The organism is Neobacillus bataviensis LMG 21833 (assembly GCF_000307875.1).
Classification (GTDB): Bacteria; Bacillota; Bacilli; order Bacillales; family Cytobacillaceae; genus Neobacillus; species Neobacillus bataviensis.
On sequence record NZ_AJLS01000097.1, the window covers coordinates 101,195 to 116,656 of the forward strand.

Annotated in this window: 18 protein-coding genes; 7 read left to right on the top strand and 11 right to left on the bottom strand. The window is 36.0% G+C overall.

Annotated features, from left to right (window positions below):
• Positions 1 to 52: 52 nt before the first annotated feature.
• From BABA_RS13660 to BABA_RS13675, 4 genes are all read right to left on the bottom strand, one after another.
• Entirely contained in the window at positions 53 to 529 is a 477-nt protein-coding gene (locus BABA_RS13660) for a CarD family transcriptional regulator (RefSeq protein WP_007085784.1), read from the bottom strand.
• Positions 530 to 830: 301 nt separating this feature from the next.
• Positions 831 to 1,028: a sporulation protein Cse60 gene (locus BABA_RS13665; protein WP_007085785.1), complete on the bottom strand. Its 198-nt coding sequence runs from the start codon at positions 1,026 to 1,028 to the stop codon at positions 831 to 833.
• A gap of 332 nt (positions 1,029 to 1,360) precedes the next feature.
• The gene (locus tag BABA_RS13670) at positions 1,361 to 2,680 is read right to left on the bottom strand and encodes a cation:proton antiporter (RefSeq protein WP_007085786.1); all 1,320 of its coding nucleotides are present in this window, start codon (positions 2,678 to 2,680) and stop codon (positions 1,361 to 1,363) included.
• Positions 2,681 to 2,986: 306 nt separating this feature from the next.
• Complete coding sequence (locus BABA_RS13675; protein ID WP_007085787.1) at positions 2,987 to 3,436, bottom strand: hypothetical protein; 450 nt, start codon at positions 3,434 to 3,436, stop codon at positions 2,987 to 2,989.
• Positions 3,437 to 4,078: 642 nt separating this feature from the next.
• On the opposite strand from BABA_RS13675, the gene BABA_RS13680 reads away from it, so the two are divergent.
• Positions 4,079 to 4,381: a CotD family spore coat protein gene (locus tag BABA_RS13680; protein ID WP_051186050.1), complete on the top strand. Its 303-nt coding sequence runs from the start codon at positions 4,079 to 4,081 to the stop codon at positions 4,379 to 4,381.
• A gap of 810 nt (positions 4,382 to 5,191) precedes the next feature.
• The gene (locus BABA_RS13690; protein WP_007085790.1) at positions 5,192 to 5,800 is read left to right on the top strand and encodes a DUF3995 domain-containing protein; all 609 of its coding nucleotides are present in this window, start codon (positions 5,192 to 5,194) and stop codon (positions 5,798 to 5,800) included.
• 632 nt (positions 5,801 to 6,432) lie between these two features.
• On the opposite strand, the gene BABA_RS28510 is transcribed toward BABA_RS13690, so the two are convergent.
• Positions 6,433 to 6,747, bottom strand: a complete 315-nt coding sequence (locus BABA_RS28510; RefSeq protein WP_420805993.1) for a VOC family protein — start codon at positions 6,745 to 6,747, stop codon at positions 6,433 to 6,435.
• A 393-nt stretch (positions 6,748 to 7,140) separates the two neighbouring features.
• Complete coding sequence (locus BABA_RS13700; RefSeq protein ID WP_007085792.1) at positions 7,141 to 7,743, bottom strand: LysE/ArgO family amino acid transporter; 603 nt, start codon at positions 7,741 to 7,743, stop codon at positions 7,141 to 7,143.
• Positions 7,744 to 7,841: 98 nt separating this feature from the next.
• Here BABA_RS13700 and BABA_RS13705 point away from each other — a divergent pair, with 98 nt between their 5' ends.
• Positions 7,842 to 9,263, top strand: a complete 1,422-nt coding sequence (locus BABA_RS13705; RefSeq protein WP_007085793.1) for an aminotransferase-like domain-containing protein — start codon at positions 7,842 to 7,844, stop codon at positions 9,261 to 9,263.
• A 132-nt stretch (positions 9,264 to 9,395) separates the two neighbouring features.
• On the opposite strand, the gene BABA_RS13710 is transcribed toward BABA_RS13705, so the two are convergent.
• Positions 9,396 to 9,644, bottom strand: a complete 249-nt coding sequence (locus BABA_RS13710) for a hypothetical protein (protein WP_007085794.1) — start codon at positions 9,642 to 9,644, stop codon at positions 9,396 to 9,398.
• Positions 9,645 to 9,861: 217 nt separating this feature from the next.
• Here BABA_RS13710 and BABA_RS13715 point away from each other — a divergent pair, with 217 nt between their 5' ends.
• Positions 9,862 to 10,068: a hypothetical protein gene (locus BABA_RS13715; RefSeq protein ID WP_007085795.1), complete on the top strand. Its 207-nt coding sequence runs from the start codon at positions 9,862 to 9,864 to the stop codon at positions 10,066 to 10,068.
• Positions 10,069 to 10,352: 284 nt separating this feature from the next.
• Here the strand turns inward: BABA_RS13715 and BABA_RS13720 are convergent, their stop codons facing one another.
• Both BABA_RS13720 and BABA_RS13725 read right to left on the bottom strand, forming a co-directional pair.
• Positions 10,353 to 10,904 carry an NADPH-dependent FMN reductase gene (locus tag BABA_RS13720; protein ID WP_007085796.1) on the bottom strand — a complete coding sequence of 184 codons (552 nt, stop codon included), beginning with the start codon at positions 10,902 to 10,904 and terminating at the stop codon, positions 10,353 to 10,355.
• A 176-nt stretch (positions 10,905 to 11,080) separates the two neighbouring features.
• Positions 11,081 to 11,410 carry a putative quinol monooxygenase gene (locus BABA_RS13725; protein WP_007085797.1) on the bottom strand — a complete coding sequence of 110 codons (330 nt, stop codon included), beginning with the start codon at positions 11,408 to 11,410 and terminating at the stop codon, positions 11,081 to 11,083.
• 243 nt (positions 11,411 to 11,653) lie between these two features.
• Here BABA_RS13725 and BABA_RS13730 point away from each other — a divergent pair, with 243 nt between their 5' ends.
• The gene (locus tag BABA_RS13730) at positions 11,654 to 12,010 is read left to right on the top strand and encodes a winged helix-turn-helix transcriptional regulator (protein ID WP_007085798.1); all 357 of its coding nucleotides are present in this window, start codon (positions 11,654 to 11,656) and stop codon (positions 12,008 to 12,010) included.
• A gap of 386 nt (positions 12,011 to 12,396) precedes the next feature.
• Here BABA_RS13730 and BABA_RS13735 read toward each other — a convergent pair whose 3' ends face one another.
• Positions 12,397 to 12,885: a hypothetical protein gene (locus tag BABA_RS13735; RefSeq protein WP_007085799.1), complete on the bottom strand. Its 489-nt coding sequence runs from the start codon at positions 12,883 to 12,885 to the stop codon at positions 12,397 to 12,399.
• 546 nt (positions 12,886 to 13,431) lie between these two features.
• Between BABA_RS13735 and BABA_RS13740 the strand changes: the two genes are divergently transcribed.
• Both BABA_RS13740 and BABA_RS13745 read left to right on the top strand, forming a co-directional pair.
• Positions 13,432 to 13,893 (top strand): Rrf2 family transcriptional regulator, encoded by a 462-nt coding sequence (locus BABA_RS13740; protein ID WP_007085800.1) that lies wholly within the window; start codon positions 13,432 to 13,434, stop codon positions 13,891 to 13,893.
• Positions 13,894 to 13,933: 40 nt separating this feature from the next.
• Positions 13,934 to 14,602 carry an NAD(P)H-dependent oxidoreductase gene (locus BABA_RS13745; RefSeq protein ID WP_007085801.1) on the top strand — a complete coding sequence of 223 codons (669 nt, stop codon included), beginning with the start codon at positions 13,934 to 13,936 and terminating at the stop codon, positions 14,600 to 14,602.
• 441 nt (positions 14,603 to 15,043) lie between these two features.
• Here the strand turns inward: BABA_RS13745 and BABA_RS13750 are convergent, their stop codons facing one another.
• Positions 15,044 to 15,424 carry a DUF3221 domain-containing protein gene (locus BABA_RS13750; protein WP_007085802.1) on the bottom strand — a complete coding sequence of 127 codons (381 nt, stop codon included), beginning with the start codon at positions 15,422 to 15,424 and terminating at the stop codon, positions 15,044 to 15,046.
• Positions 15,425 to 15,462: the final 38 nt, after the last annotated feature.

Here is a 15,462-nt window from a genome sequence, read left to right on the forward strand (position 1 = left end):
CAAAAAATTCAGGATATTTTTGGGAGATGTAATACATTATCTTAAATTAACCTTAACAGAAACTTTTTATTTGATTTTCAGTAATCCCTTTAATTAATCCCAGTTCACTAATCAAAAATTCATGTGCGTTATCTAACATTTTTTTTTCGCTTGTATTAAGTGCTTTTTCTTTCTTCATACGCATTAAATCCCGTACAACTTCAGTACATTCTTGTATTTTACCCGTTTTTATTTTGTCCGTGTTCACTTTATACCTTTGTTTCCACGGCAGTAATCTATCTGATTCTCCATGATGAAAAATGTTTAAGATTTGCTTTAATGCAATTATGTCAGTAACAGGGCGTATACTTGAACTCAATATTTTACCCGTAGGAATCATGACTTGCATATTACCGATTAACATTTTTATGACATAATACTGTTGTTTTTCCCCTGAGATTTCCTTTTCTTCTATGGCTTTAATTATACCTGCTCCGTGCATTGGATAAACAATGTTATCGCCAATTTGAAACAAATAATACACCTCCACATATTGTAACCTTCTTAACCTTAACATATATATTATTTTTTATCAAATTTTTAATAATATCATAGATTTATTTTCAGTGTCAACTACTTTTTCTTTAAAAATCAAAAAAAAACAAAAACAATAGGAATCGTGTCGGTTTACCAATAAAGGGAAGGTTAACTTTCCCGCGTATATTCTGAAACCTCTACTAACCTAAATATTATTATTCTATATAAAACCTTCCTGGGCAAATAAACACAAAAAGCTACTGACTTGTTCAGCAATCGCTGCCCGTTACTCTAAGTGCAATTCATCACAATCTCTATTTCTTTATGATAATCATTGCCGTATATTTTGTATCAGGATTCACTCCATATTCAGTGTGCATGCTTACAGTAAGAGGAACAGCATTGTATTTAACATCTATCAGCTTTCCTTCCTCTAATGCGCCAAGAAAATCATTAACTATCCGAATAAGTTCTGCGAAGTCTGTACTTTGAAAACCTTTTGCCTCATACAAAAATTTATCCCTCCCTTCATCTTATATTTATACACAAAAGACATATTCTCCTATAAGAACTCCTGTTATTTAAATTCCTTTCACCCGTCTTATTTGTTTGTAATATTTATGTACTTTTGTTTTTCAACTATACTGCTTGGTTATTTCAACAAGAAAAAGATCGCCGCAGCGATCTTTAACTATCGCACCCTATAGTTTAAGTGAAATCATGCACAAAGTTGGTCTTAATAAACACGCTATTTAAGGCTATACAATAAGAAAAAGTCCGTCTTAAAGATAAATAATTACCTAAACGGACCTGTTTATTTCAATCTTACTTTTTGAATTGTACCTTAGTTAATTGTTTTGGTTTCCACAATATCCTCTCTTTTTATAGGTGTCATATTTTCATCACCCGGCATTAATCTCAAGCCCTTATTAACGACAATCCTTAACCAAGTCCCTGGTATCCAAGAAGTCACTAAAGCTAACATGACAAGTACGGCAAAAAACTCTTGATTAATAATCCCGCTGGCATAAGCAACCGATGACAGAACAATTCCCGGTCCTCCCCGGTCATTGATAGCGATGCCAAGATTAAAACTAGTTAGTGGATCAAGTTTAATCAGACGAGATGTAACATAAACTGCGATGGTTTGAGTAAGTGTTGCGAATAACAGGAACCCCAAGAAAAATAATGGATTAAAGTGTTTAACTAGGTCTAATTGCAAGCCCACAGTTGCAAAGTAGATTGGAATGAACCATGAAAAAGAAATATTACTTACACCTTGATCTACCCTTTCAGAAACAGCCTTTGGCAACGCCAGCTTTGCCACAACTCCAGCCAATAATGCACCAAATATTGTTTCTACATGTAAATTCCCGGCTAGAGATGCAAGCATAAACATGATAAACAAAAAATACCCCAAATTTGACGACCGAAATAGCAAATTTTGTTTTATGATGGTTAACTTATTAAATAAAAGATATCCTAGCAGGAGTGTCCCCACGATAAATGCTAAACTGATCCCCACGCTTTGAACAGCAGACCCCACTGTTATAACTCCCGTTTGACTTGCAATAGCAGTGGCTAAACCTAATGCAACCCATAGTAAAATGTCATGAATCCCAGCACATGCAATTACAATTTTTGCAAAACGCGTGTGCATTATTCCAAGGTCATTAAAAATTTTCGATATTACGGGAATCGATGTAATTGCAATAGCAATTGCGATGACAATCTTGATTGCGACCGGATTATTGGCTGTTCCTAAATATGGGGTAATATTAAACAATCCTGCTGCAAACCATCCAACCACAAAAGCTGGTATTGTTGCACCAATGACCAGAGCAGAAGTGATTTTAGCATCTTCTTTACTGAAATGAGTCTGAAATTTTAATCCACTACTAAACATCAACAACAACAAACCAAGTTGGTACAAAAGCGCAAATAGTTTGGGTTCTGATTCAAATCCTAAAAATAGCCACTGGAAAGCTCCGGGAAAAAAATGTCCTAGTAATGTTGGACCTAATACTAATCCCGCTGCAACTTCCCCAATTACACGAGGAATAAAGATTTTCTCTGCTAAAAATCCTAACAGATGTGCGCATGCTAATAAGCAGCCCATAGCAAAAAGAAAATGACTAATTTCTTGCCCGGTTAAACTGAACATGTGAATCCTCCTTGTTAAATTGTTTTCTTTCCCTTCAAAATATGAGTAAAAAACTTTCCTGTATAGACAGATGCCCTTACGCTTAAACAAAAAAAGCCCTCCATTATTATGAGTGCTATTTTTGAACTGCCGGGCTTTATATTTTTTAGACAATTCTTTTGACCATGTGGAAAACAAACTCAATCGGTGCTGTATTTGAGTTAAAGAAAGAGATTTTAGGAAAACCCTGTGTTTCTGAGAGCCTCTCAGCGCAATCGAGATCTTGATCGATGGGTATTGAATCCATGTAGATACTAACGGGGCAGTTTAGACGTCTTTGAAGTTCTTCTTCTCCTTTATCGCCGTAAAGCACCTGGACAAGATCCTCTTGGAGAATCGTTCCAACTCCGATTTGCTCTCAATGATTGCTTTGTCAATCGCCTTGATGTTGTTCGTATTAAGGTTAAGTCTCTTTTCCAAGAGTTTCATTTGACATTCAAAATCTCTCTTTTGTTTCATGAAAGAGGACTTGTTTAAATAGCTTGGGTTTGACAATAAGATATCCTTACATATCTTGAGTTTATGTCTGATAGTAACAAACCTCGCTAAGTTCTTCCCGTCCTCGGGTTGGAATAAATCAAACCTCGAATACTTTTCAACTAGGTTATTAAACTCCTCGACAAGACCATCATCCAACCACTCAGGAACGCTCATTGTAAATCCCTCGTTATCTATCATCATTAAATATTGATACCAAAAGTTTTCGTGTTTTGGCATTTTTGATTTCCTTCTTTTCTTCGTAAAGCATTCTACCTTTACAGTATTTCCGTTCCGGTACCGTATATAGTTTTAATAGAGGTCATAATAGTAACGAATAATTTATTTACTCCTCTATAAATGGGTTTATTTTTCTACTTTGGGAAAAGATAATTTTTGTTGAACAAGGTAGTCACCTTGGAGATCTCCACACAGATGCCTTGTGCCAACGCCAATGTGTCTGAGTTACTTCTTAAAAAATGACATAAAATAAACCTGAACAAAATATCCTTTGCTACACCTTTTTGCTTCGGAGCCTTAATGGCTCCTTTTTTACGTTGTCCATTTTTATTGCAGCGTGTCTAAGTGACGCTTCTTTTTTAACTTTGCATTTGGTGTCTTTTGTTAGAATTATCTCGGCCCTTTACTGCATATTTTTGTGTCCAAAAACTTCGTAGAGTGCTTCATTGAATATTTCTAAATTAGGTATACGACTAGTCCGTACAAACAAAAGTTCACATAGACTAATGGTGACACAAGACAAATTCACATGGAGGTTATTTAACGATGAATAGAAATTTTCCACCATCAAATATGATGCCAAATATGATGCCAAATATGATGCCAAATATGATGCCAAATATGATAGCACCTGTACAACCAATGCCAGCCCAATGTTGCCCGCCACCACCTTGTCCGCCAACATACTGTCCGCCACAAGTGTTTCCAACACAGTATGACCCGGGACTAGTTGACCCTGCACAACAATATGTAAAAACAAACTTATTTAATAAAGTAGTCTCTCATGTCCATCCTTCTCATACGACAACAGTCAACAAGCTTCATGTTAATCATCAACATTATTTTCCCCACACAGAATCATGTGTAAATGAATGCTGTGAAACACATACAATGTGTGGATATCCAGTCAACCCTTGTTGTCCATCAGGTCCATTTGGATATTAATTTTCTCTAAGCCCCCTTTTGGGGGTTTTGTATTTCCGTTACCAAAAACTAAACAATTTCATATACTATTAAAGTTCCTGATACATGCTCTCCTTAGGTACCTTATGGGTGCCTTTTTTATTTAAAATACATTGGTTTTTCTTATTACGCAAAATGTGTCAATTGGGAAGTTAATAAACAACTCCATCTTCCACTAACCTGCCACGTTATTTTAAGTGAAAACATTCACAATTCTTACTGCAGAATTGCGCCCGATTGTGGAAGATCATTGCCTAAATATTATTAAATGTACATCCTTGCTTTCATATTTGTTATGCCATAAGGTGGAAAATAAGAAATTGAAACCCATAAGCTCCTAAAGAGCTGATGCTACCCACTAAAACAACAATCGACAATAAGACTTTATGTTCAGATTGTTGTTTCGCATGGAGCAAATTAAGAAGTGCAAACAATAAACTAATTAAGAAGAAGACAATCCATAGTTTTCCTAAAATAGTTCTCCAGACGTAGTTATAAATAGAACTCTGGACCCGTTATGATAAAACACCGCTCATGTATCATCAAAGGTAAGATGATCAAAGGAGTTGGAGTATTTAAAATGGAGACGCAATTAACCACAAGTCAGAGATGGTTAGGATACGGGGCATTTTTCTCGGCATTTGGTCTTGGCGCTATCCACTTTGTCGGCAACCTTTTGGGTGGACTTTTCTATTTTCATTCGAGTCTTAGATCCCGGTCCATGGTCTTTAATTGGAAGTATATTATTTGGTCTCACCGCATGGAAGGCTCAGCTCCCAAGGAGGAAACCTTATGAGTAATAAGAATGCTGGAGGGCCACAATTGATTCGCCTGGAATCTCAGTTGTCACGGTCTCGTGAATTGGTTTGGTCGGGATATGCTGTTTTTATTTGGTCTATCGCTTATATGATCCCCCACCTTTATTGGGCTTTGGGCGGAACAATCGGTATGTCCATCCTAAAGCCATCTGTATTAGAACTCCCTCAATGGGAACTAATTAATTGGCTTGCATCAGCATTCCTGACGGTAGCAGGGTTCCTGGGGATTGCCTTAATTTATTTTGGAAACAGTAAGCCGTTAAAATGGTTATTGCTAACGATAACCTTAGCAGGTTCCTCCGTGGCTGCCTCCCACGGCATTTACGGAATCATCTACCGATTACTTCAAATCGCAGGTGTTGTTAATTTAGAATCAGGACTTTTCAATGTTAATGAACATGCATTTGTGTTGTGGGATCTTTTACTGTTCGAACCTTGGTTTTTAATTGAAGGTATTCTTTTAGCAGTGCTTGGTTGGTGTTCCTTTAACAAATCGAGTGAGAGGAGAATCTGGCTGATCCTTTGTACGTTTGGCATTATCATCGGACTTGTTACAGGTCTGATAGGTGTTCGATTCGCATAGCTCATTTTTAAAACATGCTCAAGCAGGTTCAACATTCTTTAATAATGTCAATCTTTCGCAATCGGGCGCGCGATTATGGAAGAAAATAATTATTTTAAATGGCTGTATTGCTAAGGCATCCTTATTCAAAAATTTAACAACTTTATTTAACCCCCATCCAAAACAGGACGGGGGTATGCATGTTGAAGTATAAAACTTAAATAACTTATTGTAATCTTTACATTTTCTTATTCCGGGTTAAAAACTCGAGGCCAGTTGCGAGGTACCACAACGTAATACGTGCACCAATCAAGAAGCAGTGGGGAAATAAGGTAACCGATTGGCATGCTCGACATTGTCATCAGTTTCTTTCAGTAATAAATTTTTATTTCTTTATTACTCTAGTTTCGCAACATGGAAGCCTTCTGTATTATTGAATTGCGCCCGATTGCTGAGGATCGGTAGAATCCCTTGAACGAGATATCTGTACATGGAGTACCTCCTTAATTTTTAATGAAGTACTCTTTTTCCCCTTTTTTGATATGCAAAAATACCCTAAATCAGAATGCAGTTGTTTTAATCGCATTGCTTCGTTAGCATAGGGAGAACTGCTATGAAGAATACTAACCGTTGCCTGAGATAACCGTGCATCGTCAGAGATTTTGAACAATCTGAATTGGATTACCGTCCGGATCTGCCACCCAAGCAATGAGCAGCCGACCGAGCCATTCGTGGGGTAAGACCAGGGCTTTAGCACCATTCGAAGTGACGGTTTCAAAGGCTGCAGCTGTATCATCCGTCCGCAAAATCACTGCAACACGCTGCCCATGAGACACGGGGTCGAGGCCGTGATCATCGCGCGTAGAGGAAACAGTTGCGATGCCTATTCTGTAGTCATCGAGAACCAAATCAATATGAATCGGTTCTCCATCGTATGGTACTCGAAAGGTCTCGGTATACCCTAGAATCTCGTAGCACGTAGCTGCTCAAACTACATCCGAACTGATCAGAATAACTTGGGGATTACGGAAGATCGACAATTTGTTACACCTCCTATTGTTCAAGTTTGAGCGTGAGCCATTAATTTTTAGTTCAATTGTTTCGTGAAAAATCCTTTTTTTTATTCAATTAATGGCCCGATTATGAAAAAAGGACGCAAAACCTTATTCCGGATATGCACCCGATTGCTGAAGATCAAGATAATGATCATGATTGCTGCCTCTAGCTTGTAGAACTAACGCACCCGTTAGCTTAAGTACAGTCTTTCACAAACATCATACTATCATTACCTAATTATTTATTTTTCTTGATTTTATTGAAGTATCATGTCCAACCGTTAAATATCTTATTATTAGGGGACATTACGTTAATCCAATAAAAAGATAAATGGCAGTTCCCCAGATAAACAGGGCGGAGCATTTGTTGAATATATTCATTAAACCTCCTGTTCCATCTAGCCTCTTCATGATTGCGCCCGCCAGCATTAACCCAAAGAACCAAATCCAAGATACTGTAATACATGCAATTGTAAAAAAAACTTGTTCCGTTCCTTCATATTTTAATGCACTTGTCCCAATAACACCGACTATATCTAAAATGGCATGAGGATTTAATAAAGAAACGGATAAAGCGAAGATGATTTGTTGACAGATCGGTAATGCTTTATTAGTTTTAGTTGTTCTTGGTTCAGAGCGCCAAATAGCATATCCCATGTAAAGTAAAAATAAAATTCCAGTAATCATTAGGCTAATTCGTAGCCATTCAAATTGCAAGACGATAACGGATAGCCCAAAGATGGCTAAAAGTATTAAAAATGTATCGCACAATGCAGCTGTAACAGTCGCAGGAAGTGCTCGAAGTAGCTTGGGCTGTGTGGCTCCCTGTGAAAATACAAATACATTCTGTACTCCTAAAGGTAAAATAAGACCGAATGCTAAGATTATTCCATGAAGAATGGCTTCCATATAGTCAACTCCCTTTCAATTACTATCGTACTATGATACAACTAAAAGAAAACAACCAATTGGATGCTTTTATATCCATCCAATTCGGGAGGGATTAGATGAAATGGAGACCAAATCGTCATTCTCATTTGACCATTCAAGAGCAAATTGTGGATTGGATAAAATCTCGTATTGAACGAGGTGATTGGAGTGTTGGCACAAAGATTCCAACACAGCGCCAACTAGCAATGGAATTTAATGTGAATAGAAGCACCGTGCAACTTGCAATTGATGAATTAAAGGCGGATGGTTTTCTCGAATCAAAAATGGGGTCAGGAGTATTTGTAGCTAATAATTCGTGGAATGTGCTTTTGGACAAAGCTCAACCGAATTGGCAGCAGCACATAGAATCAAGTATTCATAAACCAAACTACCATACGATCCAACTCATCAATGAATATGAGCAAAAGAATCATATCATCCGCCTTGGAACAGGTGAATTATCACCAGAATTACTACCGACAAAGCAAATTGAACAGTCATTAAAGGCGATATCTCTTGATTCAAAGGCAATTGGTTATTCATCACCTCAAGGAAGTGAAAAGCTTCGGGGAATTTTATGTAATTATTTAGAAAAAAGAGGTATTCAAACAGATCCAGAGAACATTTTAATTGTTTCAGGTGCGCTGCAAGCACTTCAATTAATTGCAATTGGATTATTAGAAGAAGGTTCTATCGTCTTTCAAGAACAACCTTCGTATTTAAATTCTATCCATCCCTTTCAATCTTCTGGAATGCGAATAATTTCAGTTTTACGGGATGTACATTTAGCAGATACCTTACGGAGACTTAAAAGAAAAAGACAATCTTTATTTTACTGTGTACCAACATTACACAATCCAACAGGGAATAATTGGTCAGTAGAAGAAAGGGAAAACTTTTACAATGTGTGTAAAGAGCTACAAATTCCAATAATTGAAGATGATGTGTATCACGAACTGTTATTTGAATCATCCTTGCCAGCTATAAAGTCGTTTGATACATCAGGACAAGTGCTTTATATTGGCAGTGTGTCCAAAACGCTAAGTCCTGGATTACGGATTGGGTGGGTTGTTGCACCTTCACCTGTTGTCAGGCGATTAGCTGATATCAAAATGCAAACGGATTATGGTTCAAGTGCTTTTTCTCAAGAAATCGTTGCACACTGGATATCATCTGGTTTATATGAAAGGCATTTAATTAAACTCCGTGAACAACTGAGAAAAAGAGCTACATTTGTAGAAGAAATATTGGAACAACAATTCAAGAAAATTGCCACGTGGAAAAAGTCAGATGGTGGTTTCTATATATGGCTCAGGTTTCATGAACCTATTGTAAATAAGACTTTATTTCTGAATTTGGTTAATCAAAATGTTTTGATTAATCCAGGTTATATTTATGAAACAAGAGATCTACATCATATCCGTATTTCCTATGCCTATGCGTCATTTGAAGAATTAAAAGAAGGATTAAATATTTTATTAGAACTAATCCAGCATTAAGTAGCAGGCAAATACAGATTAACACGTCAAGAAATTAAATATAAAAAGACCAATTAATCAGCATTAAAATTGAGAAATTGGTCTTTCCAGTTGAATAATCCTTTGCTCTTTCCATTGGTCGAAATACTTTTGTTAACCCATTTCCTCAGCAGTCATGGTGTATTGCGTATCTCCCCATTTAAAAGTATGAGGTCCCGACAATGCTTCATAGGTCGGATTTCCTTCTACATCCCCGAAAAGCGTTTCGAATGTATTCACATCCACTGAATGTGTTGTTCCATTCTCGTAGGTTTCAAGAAAAATGAAATCAACCTCTCCCTGTTCTGTATGCCCCTTAAAAATCAAGCCTGCTTCATTTAATGACAAATATAATTGATTCATACTCAACCTCTGCTCTCCCTGAAATATTCATTACCTTATTGCACTAACCTGCGACTTTATTTGAAGAAGAAAAAAGCATTACCGTTGTTCCAGTAATGCACCCGTTAGCTTAAGTACATTTCTTCACAATAGAATCGTAGTGTGCAATTAATTCTTTTCGATGACTTTTCGGAATTGAACCTAACTTTGGATCATATGTTAAAAAGAGGTGAATGAAATGGATAAACATCTTAAACAAACATTTGAAATAAATTTTTTAAAAATAGGCATAATCGCCAATGCTGGAGTTATACAATTGGGTGTTGGGTCTGGTCATAAACCACGTCTCCCTCATGCTGGATATACTCAAATCGGAACATCATTAGTACATCTAATGTCAAGTGCTCCTTCTGTCCCACTAGCATCACCAGTACGTCGAAATTAAAAAATTTGTATCTCCTTACGACGCCCTTTCTGTCAAATACGCATTATTCGTTTTTCTTCTTCAACTAAATTATACTATTCTGCCCCGTTCGTATTATAAGGTCAGCCAGATATTTCTGGGTGACCATTTTTTATATAGTTTTATCATTACGGTAGCCGGGGTAGAACGTACCTGTCCATAGGAGGAGGATCCCGTTAGCCGCCATATCCACCTTACCTGGCAGACACCTCCTCAGGTAAGCGAAAAGACCGGCCATATTGCGGGCCGGTCTTTTTGTTGTTCATTTAATTTTGTGATTTTACAAAGTCAATAAATGCTTCGACTTTACTGTCCAAGAAATTAAGCGTTCCTTCGTCAACTAATTGGCCTGATTGTTCATCAAACTTCTGATGGGCAAAACCGATTAGTACTTCATTTCCGCCCGGAGGAAGGATTCTTGCTTGAATGCCAGGGGCATCCAGAATTTCACGCAAATGCATTTGGGCACGGACGGTTCCGAGCATTCCCATAGTCGCACCGAGAGCCATGACTGGTTTGCCAATGAAAACCTTATCCACCCTCGAAGCCCAGTCCAAGGCGTTTTTCAAAACACCAGGAATCGACCAGTTGTATTCCGGAGTAATAATGACAACTCCGTCAGCATTTGAAACTGCCTCTTTGAATTCTTTTACAGACTGCGGCGGATTGTTTTCTTCATCTTGATCAAAATGAGGCAAGGAACGGATGTCGGCAATTTCCAAGTTCATTTTTTCTTTGTATCTTTCCTGCATTGTTTTAGCCAGCTGCATGTTATAAGACTCTTTCCTTAGACTTCCTACGAGTACAACAATATTCATCCTTTATTTCCTCCTGATGTATTGGTAATAATTTTTGAAATTAAATTATGTAACACTTCGGATTGTTCATCCGTTATTCCATTCAATACGGTTTTATGGGTATCCCTAAGAATAGGGATAACCACACTTTCAAGGCGTTTGCCTTCTTCGGTTAAATGATTAAAGATTCAACGTCATCACGCATTCGTTATATGACTTCCCCATTCGCCCTTCGGTTGCAACCAGCTGACGCTTCTATCCACAATTAAATCGCCCAGTGTTCCTTCGTAATTCTTGCGGTATGGTTTAATAAATTCTTCCGCAAGCCAGCTATCTCTCGTGCCTTGCCATGTTTCATAAATGATCAAGTCATCCGGCTGATCCAGATCGTCCGATACAATGGCGCTAATGAATGCCTTCTCGGATGACATCTCCTCAATAAGGGAAGATAGCTCCTTGCGGAATTCTTCTTTCTTCCCTGGTTTAGCCTTAAAACGAATATTGAGTTGAACTTGTTGATTGGTCATATTGACTCCTCCTATAAATTTTATATTTTGCGGCGATTCCGTTACACCATTCCCCAAGTACTTGAAGAACAACTTACAAGATATAGTATCCTAATTAATTTTATTTTATATCTAATACCTTTAAGTACTTGAAGAACAACTTACAAGATATAGTATCCTTCAGTAAGCACATTAACGGAAGTACCCACTTTTTTGTGATATAGTAACTAAAAAGTAATAAATGTGGAATGGAGAGGTTTAGACTTGAAAAAATTTAGTTGTGGTTTTGAAGTGACAAAGGAAGTTATTGGCGGAAAATGGAAAGGTCTTGTATTATACTTTTTAATGAATGGACCAAAGAGAACGAGTGAATTAAAGCGCATTGTCCCAAATATAACTCAGAAAATGCTGATTCAAACACTTAGAGAGCTTGAAGACAGTGGACTTGTGAGCAGAAAGATGTATAATCAAGTACCACCGAAGGTTGAATATTCATCCACTGAACTTGGAGAATCTCTTAAACCTATCTTGCAGGAGCTCTGTCAATGGGGAAGCCATTATGCGGAGCAAGAGTATGCAGAAGGTGAATTTGAAATCGCACAACCAGAAGAGGCTTCTTAATGAGGAAACCAGCTTATAACACCTTATATGTAAGGTATTTTATTGTTGTACTAAGATTTGGCCATTTTAATTCGAAGTAGATGGCCTCGACTGATTCTTTAAGACCATTAAAGCTTCCTTAATGTAGTTAAAAACGGGGGTAGCGTCCTTGGAATCTACTTACGTTGAAATCCGAATTTTCCTGACGCTAACCCATTTATTATAGGGATTCTGCCCTGTTGTAACATAAGTAGAACTTCTTTACTTTTTACTACAGGATTACTGGCACGACTATTAGAACAGAAAACAGTTACCAATTAGGTAACTGTTTTCTGTTCTCTAATATAAAATACTGAATTAATCTCACTCTGTTTCCAAATGGGTTCTCATTATCTATACAAAAGAAGTTAATTATTACGGTTTTTTTCTCCCCATTCACATAACTGTTCAATAGTTTGATGATACTTTTCGGGGAAATCAGAACTAAATCTTATGGCATCATTTTTGTTTTTTAAGATTATAAAACCATTAGGAGGATGAAGTTTTGTTTTATGCAAACTCATATCTTCATCAAGAGATACCATTACTTCTATATACGGCATAAGAGCTATCCTTGAGCGCTCTTCTTGAAATTTTAAATTTTCTTGATTCTGAATAAAAATCTTTTCATTTTGTTTAATAACCTTCATATTTTGGCTTAATGTTAAGCACACTGCGATTAAGGTTGCTGCCCCTCCAAGATAACTCCCCCAAAACGCCAACCATTCGGCATTACCTAAATCCTTACCTGTATTTAAATCACCATATATATAAAAGATATTTAGACCCACAGGGATTAATACAATCAATAATGAAATAGGAATAATCCACTTATTATCTTTAAAAAATTGTCTCATCTATTCTCCTCTGATTTATTATCGATAGTAGTCAAGGTATATAATACCAAATAATAGTCCTTTTCGCTTTCGAATAAACTACTTTCTATTTATTTCAACTAGTTCAATATTCAAAGTAAAATACTCCTAATCATGACTAACCTTATTCAACTATCCTGCCAGTTACTTTAAGTATAAAACTTCACAATCTCTTCTAAACTCTAACATACATATCCAATTTTCTTGAAAGTGGTATGCAATTAAATGGCTATTTACATGAAGAATAGGCACATTTCTTATTCTTGAAATGCGCCCGATTGTTGAACAAGAAAAAGAATAACAGTGGTAATCTAGGACTTAATCTTTCGTTCCAAGGTTGCTTCAGCTTCTATTTTTGGGTCATAAAAGACAAGTTGAATAACGATATAATTTGTAAAAAAACAATTCTTTTATTATTTCCGCACTTTTTTCTTTACTTTTTTATTATTGTTTTATAAAATCAGATAAAGATGATAACCATTATCCTGTTTATCTGATTTTATTCATTATAGAAATGTGGTGATTATTATGCAAATTAAAAATGGATTCGAACAAAGTGTATATGCCATTTGTTTACTTAGTATGTTACCCGCTAAGTCCGTTTTACCAGGCGAAGCAATAAGTAACCAGATAGGAGCTTCACCGACTTATTTTCAAAAAATTTTAAGGAAGCTTGCAGATTCTGATCTAATTACTTCAGTTCCTGGTAAAAAAGGGGGATTTAAACTAAAAAAGACCCCTAGTGAAATAAGGATATATGATATTTTCCTAGCAATCGAGGGACAACAAGCATTGTACTATTCCAATAATGTTTTAGGAGAAATGGTTCATAAGAAGGACAAAGAAGCATGTGTGCTAAGTGACTTAATGGAAAGAGCGGAAACTTCTTGGATAACAGTCTTAAAAAGTGAGACTATTTCCTCTCTATTTACAGAGTTGCATAAAGAAAAAGAATTGCAAGATTGGGTAAATCAAAATTTAGTTCAATAAACCAACAGCCAAAATTAACCATAGAATGGAGAAAATAATCATGAATACAGATTTTCTAGTAAAAGAACAAGTAATTAATGCTTTACAGTTTAGACATGCAACTAAAAATTTCGATAACAGCAAAAAAATTTCAGAAGAGGATTTTAACTTTATACTTGAAGCGGGAAGGTTATCTCCAAGCTCATTAGGTTTTGAACCTTGGAAATTTTTAATTATACAAAATCCTGAATTAAGGGAACGACTAAAGGAAGTTTCTTTGGGTGCAGTAAGTCAACTTGATACCGCAAGTCATTTTATAATCATACTAAGTCGCACTGATGTTAGATATGACTCTGATTATATTTTTAAACATATGAAAAGCGTTCAAAAGATGCCAGATGAAATTATGGAGTTTATATCCAATGCTCTAAAAGATACGCAAGAAGCCCGTGGAATTATAAACAACGAACGAGCATTAAATGATTGGTCTTCTAAACAAAGTTATATTGCTATGGCTAACATGATGACATCTGCTGCTCTTATTGGAATAGATTCCTGTCCAATGGAAGGCTTTAATTATGATGAAGTGGAAAATATCCTAAAAGAAGAAAATTTAATTAAAGGGGAAAATTGGAAGCCATCGGTAATGGTAGCTTTTGGCTATAGAAAGGAAGATCCAAAACGTGCTAAAACCAGAAGAAATTTAGATGAAATTATAGAATTTGTATAAAGAATAATGATAAAAAGATAGCTAAAGATTAAGGTAACTCCATTTTTGAGTTACCTTAATTTATTTTTTTATACATTATCAGTTTTTTTCTATATCTTCCGTTGCAATTACTGCATGTATCTTTATTACACATTTTGAGATTGGTCATTTTAAGAATACATATAAAGGCATGGTTAAAGATTTAAAATAAATATTGATTAAAAACTCCGTTCTTTCCATATACAACAGCTGTATTAAAAACCGTTATTTTGAAAAATAGATTGATCAAAATGACTTTTTTCTGTTTGATTAAATATCAATTTTTCTTAATAAAATTTGATCATTTTTTATTAAACTAAAGCACCCGATAGTTTAAGTGTAATATTTCACAATTTATATTAATAAAAAAGGCGAACTTCATCTGAAGAATCGCACACGTTAGATTAACAAGGGCTTTCTACTTTAATTCTCACTATCTTTGATTTCAATCTTTAACCCTTTGATTTTTGGTGGATATGATTCGAGAATAGGTCCACCATACCAAACTGATACATTCTGACCTACTTCTAATTCGTCTAACATTGTTTCCTCATCTACTCCTACGTGTATTAACGTACCTGTATCAAACATTTGGTGATCCTTTGTCACTTCAAGTAAAAAGCCCCTGTTAGATGTCTGTTTTTTAACGTAACCCTCAACACCAGGACCAGTAATTTCTTCACTGTTGGCTACCTTTTCTCTGTCGCTCTTTTTAGTATCAATGCTTTCATTGTTCGAGCAACCTAGAATCATAACTAAAAGGCTAGCTACCACTAATGAGACTGTTTGTTTTTTATTTAACATAACATCCTCCTCCATTTAAACGTAAGCGTCAAATAGCC

Excerpts from the sequence above, each read along its gene's own strand:
- BABA_RS13680 (WP_051186050.1), top strand. The coding sequence starts at position 4,079 with ATGCCAGCCCAATGTTGCCCGCCACCACCTTGTCCGCCAACATACTGT.
- BABA_RS13700 (WP_007085792.1), bottom strand. The coding sequence starts at position 7,743 with ATGGAAGCCATTCTTCATGGAATAATCTTAGCATTCGGTCTTATTTTA.
- BABA_RS13735 (WP_007085799.1), bottom strand. The coding sequence starts at position 12,885 with ATGAGACAATTTTTTAAAGATAATAAGTGGATTATTCCTATTTCATTA.
- BABA_RS13705 (WP_007085793.1), top strand. The coding sequence starts at position 7,842 with ATGAAATGGAGACCAAATCGTCATTCTCATTTGACCATTCAAGAGCAA.
- BABA_RS13675 (WP_007085787.1), bottom strand. The coding sequence starts at position 3,436 with ATGCCAAAACACGAAAACTTTTGGTATCAATATTTAATGATGATAGAT.
- BABA_RS13740 (WP_007085800.1), top strand. The coding sequence starts at position 13,432 with ATGCAAATTAAAAATGGATTCGAACAAAGTGTATATGCCATTTGTTTA.
- BABA_RS13720 (WP_007085796.1), bottom strand. The coding sequence starts at position 10,904 with ATGAATATTGTTGTACTCGTAGGAAGTCTAAGGAAAGAGTCTTATAAC.
- BABA_RS13670 (WP_007085786.1), bottom strand. The coding sequence starts at position 2,680 with ATGTTCAGTTTAACCGGGCAAGAAATTAGTCATTTTCTTTTTGCTATG.
- BABA_RS13715 (WP_007085795.1), top strand. The coding sequence starts at position 9,862 with ATGGATAAACATCTTAAACAAACATTTGAAATAAATTTTTTAAAAATA.
- BABA_RS13725 (WP_007085797.1), bottom strand. The coding sequence starts at position 11,410 with ATGACCAATCAACAAGTTCAACTCAATATTCGTTTTAAGGCTAAACCA.
- BABA_RS13690 (WP_007085790.1), top strand. The coding sequence starts at position 5,192 with ATGAGTAATAAGAATGCTGGAGGGCCACAATTGATTCGCCTGGAATCT.
- BABA_RS13710 (WP_007085794.1), bottom strand. The coding sequence starts at position 9,644 with ATGAATCAATTATATTTGTCATTAAATGAAGCAGGCTTGATTTTTAAG.
- BABA_RS13745 (WP_007085801.1), top strand. The coding sequence starts at position 13,934 with ATGAATACAGATTTTCTAGTAAAAGAACAAGTAATTAATGCTTTACAG.
- BABA_RS13750 (WP_007085802.1), bottom strand. The coding sequence starts at position 15,424 with ATGTTAAATAAAAAACAAACAGTCTCATTAGTGGTAGCTAGCCTTTTA.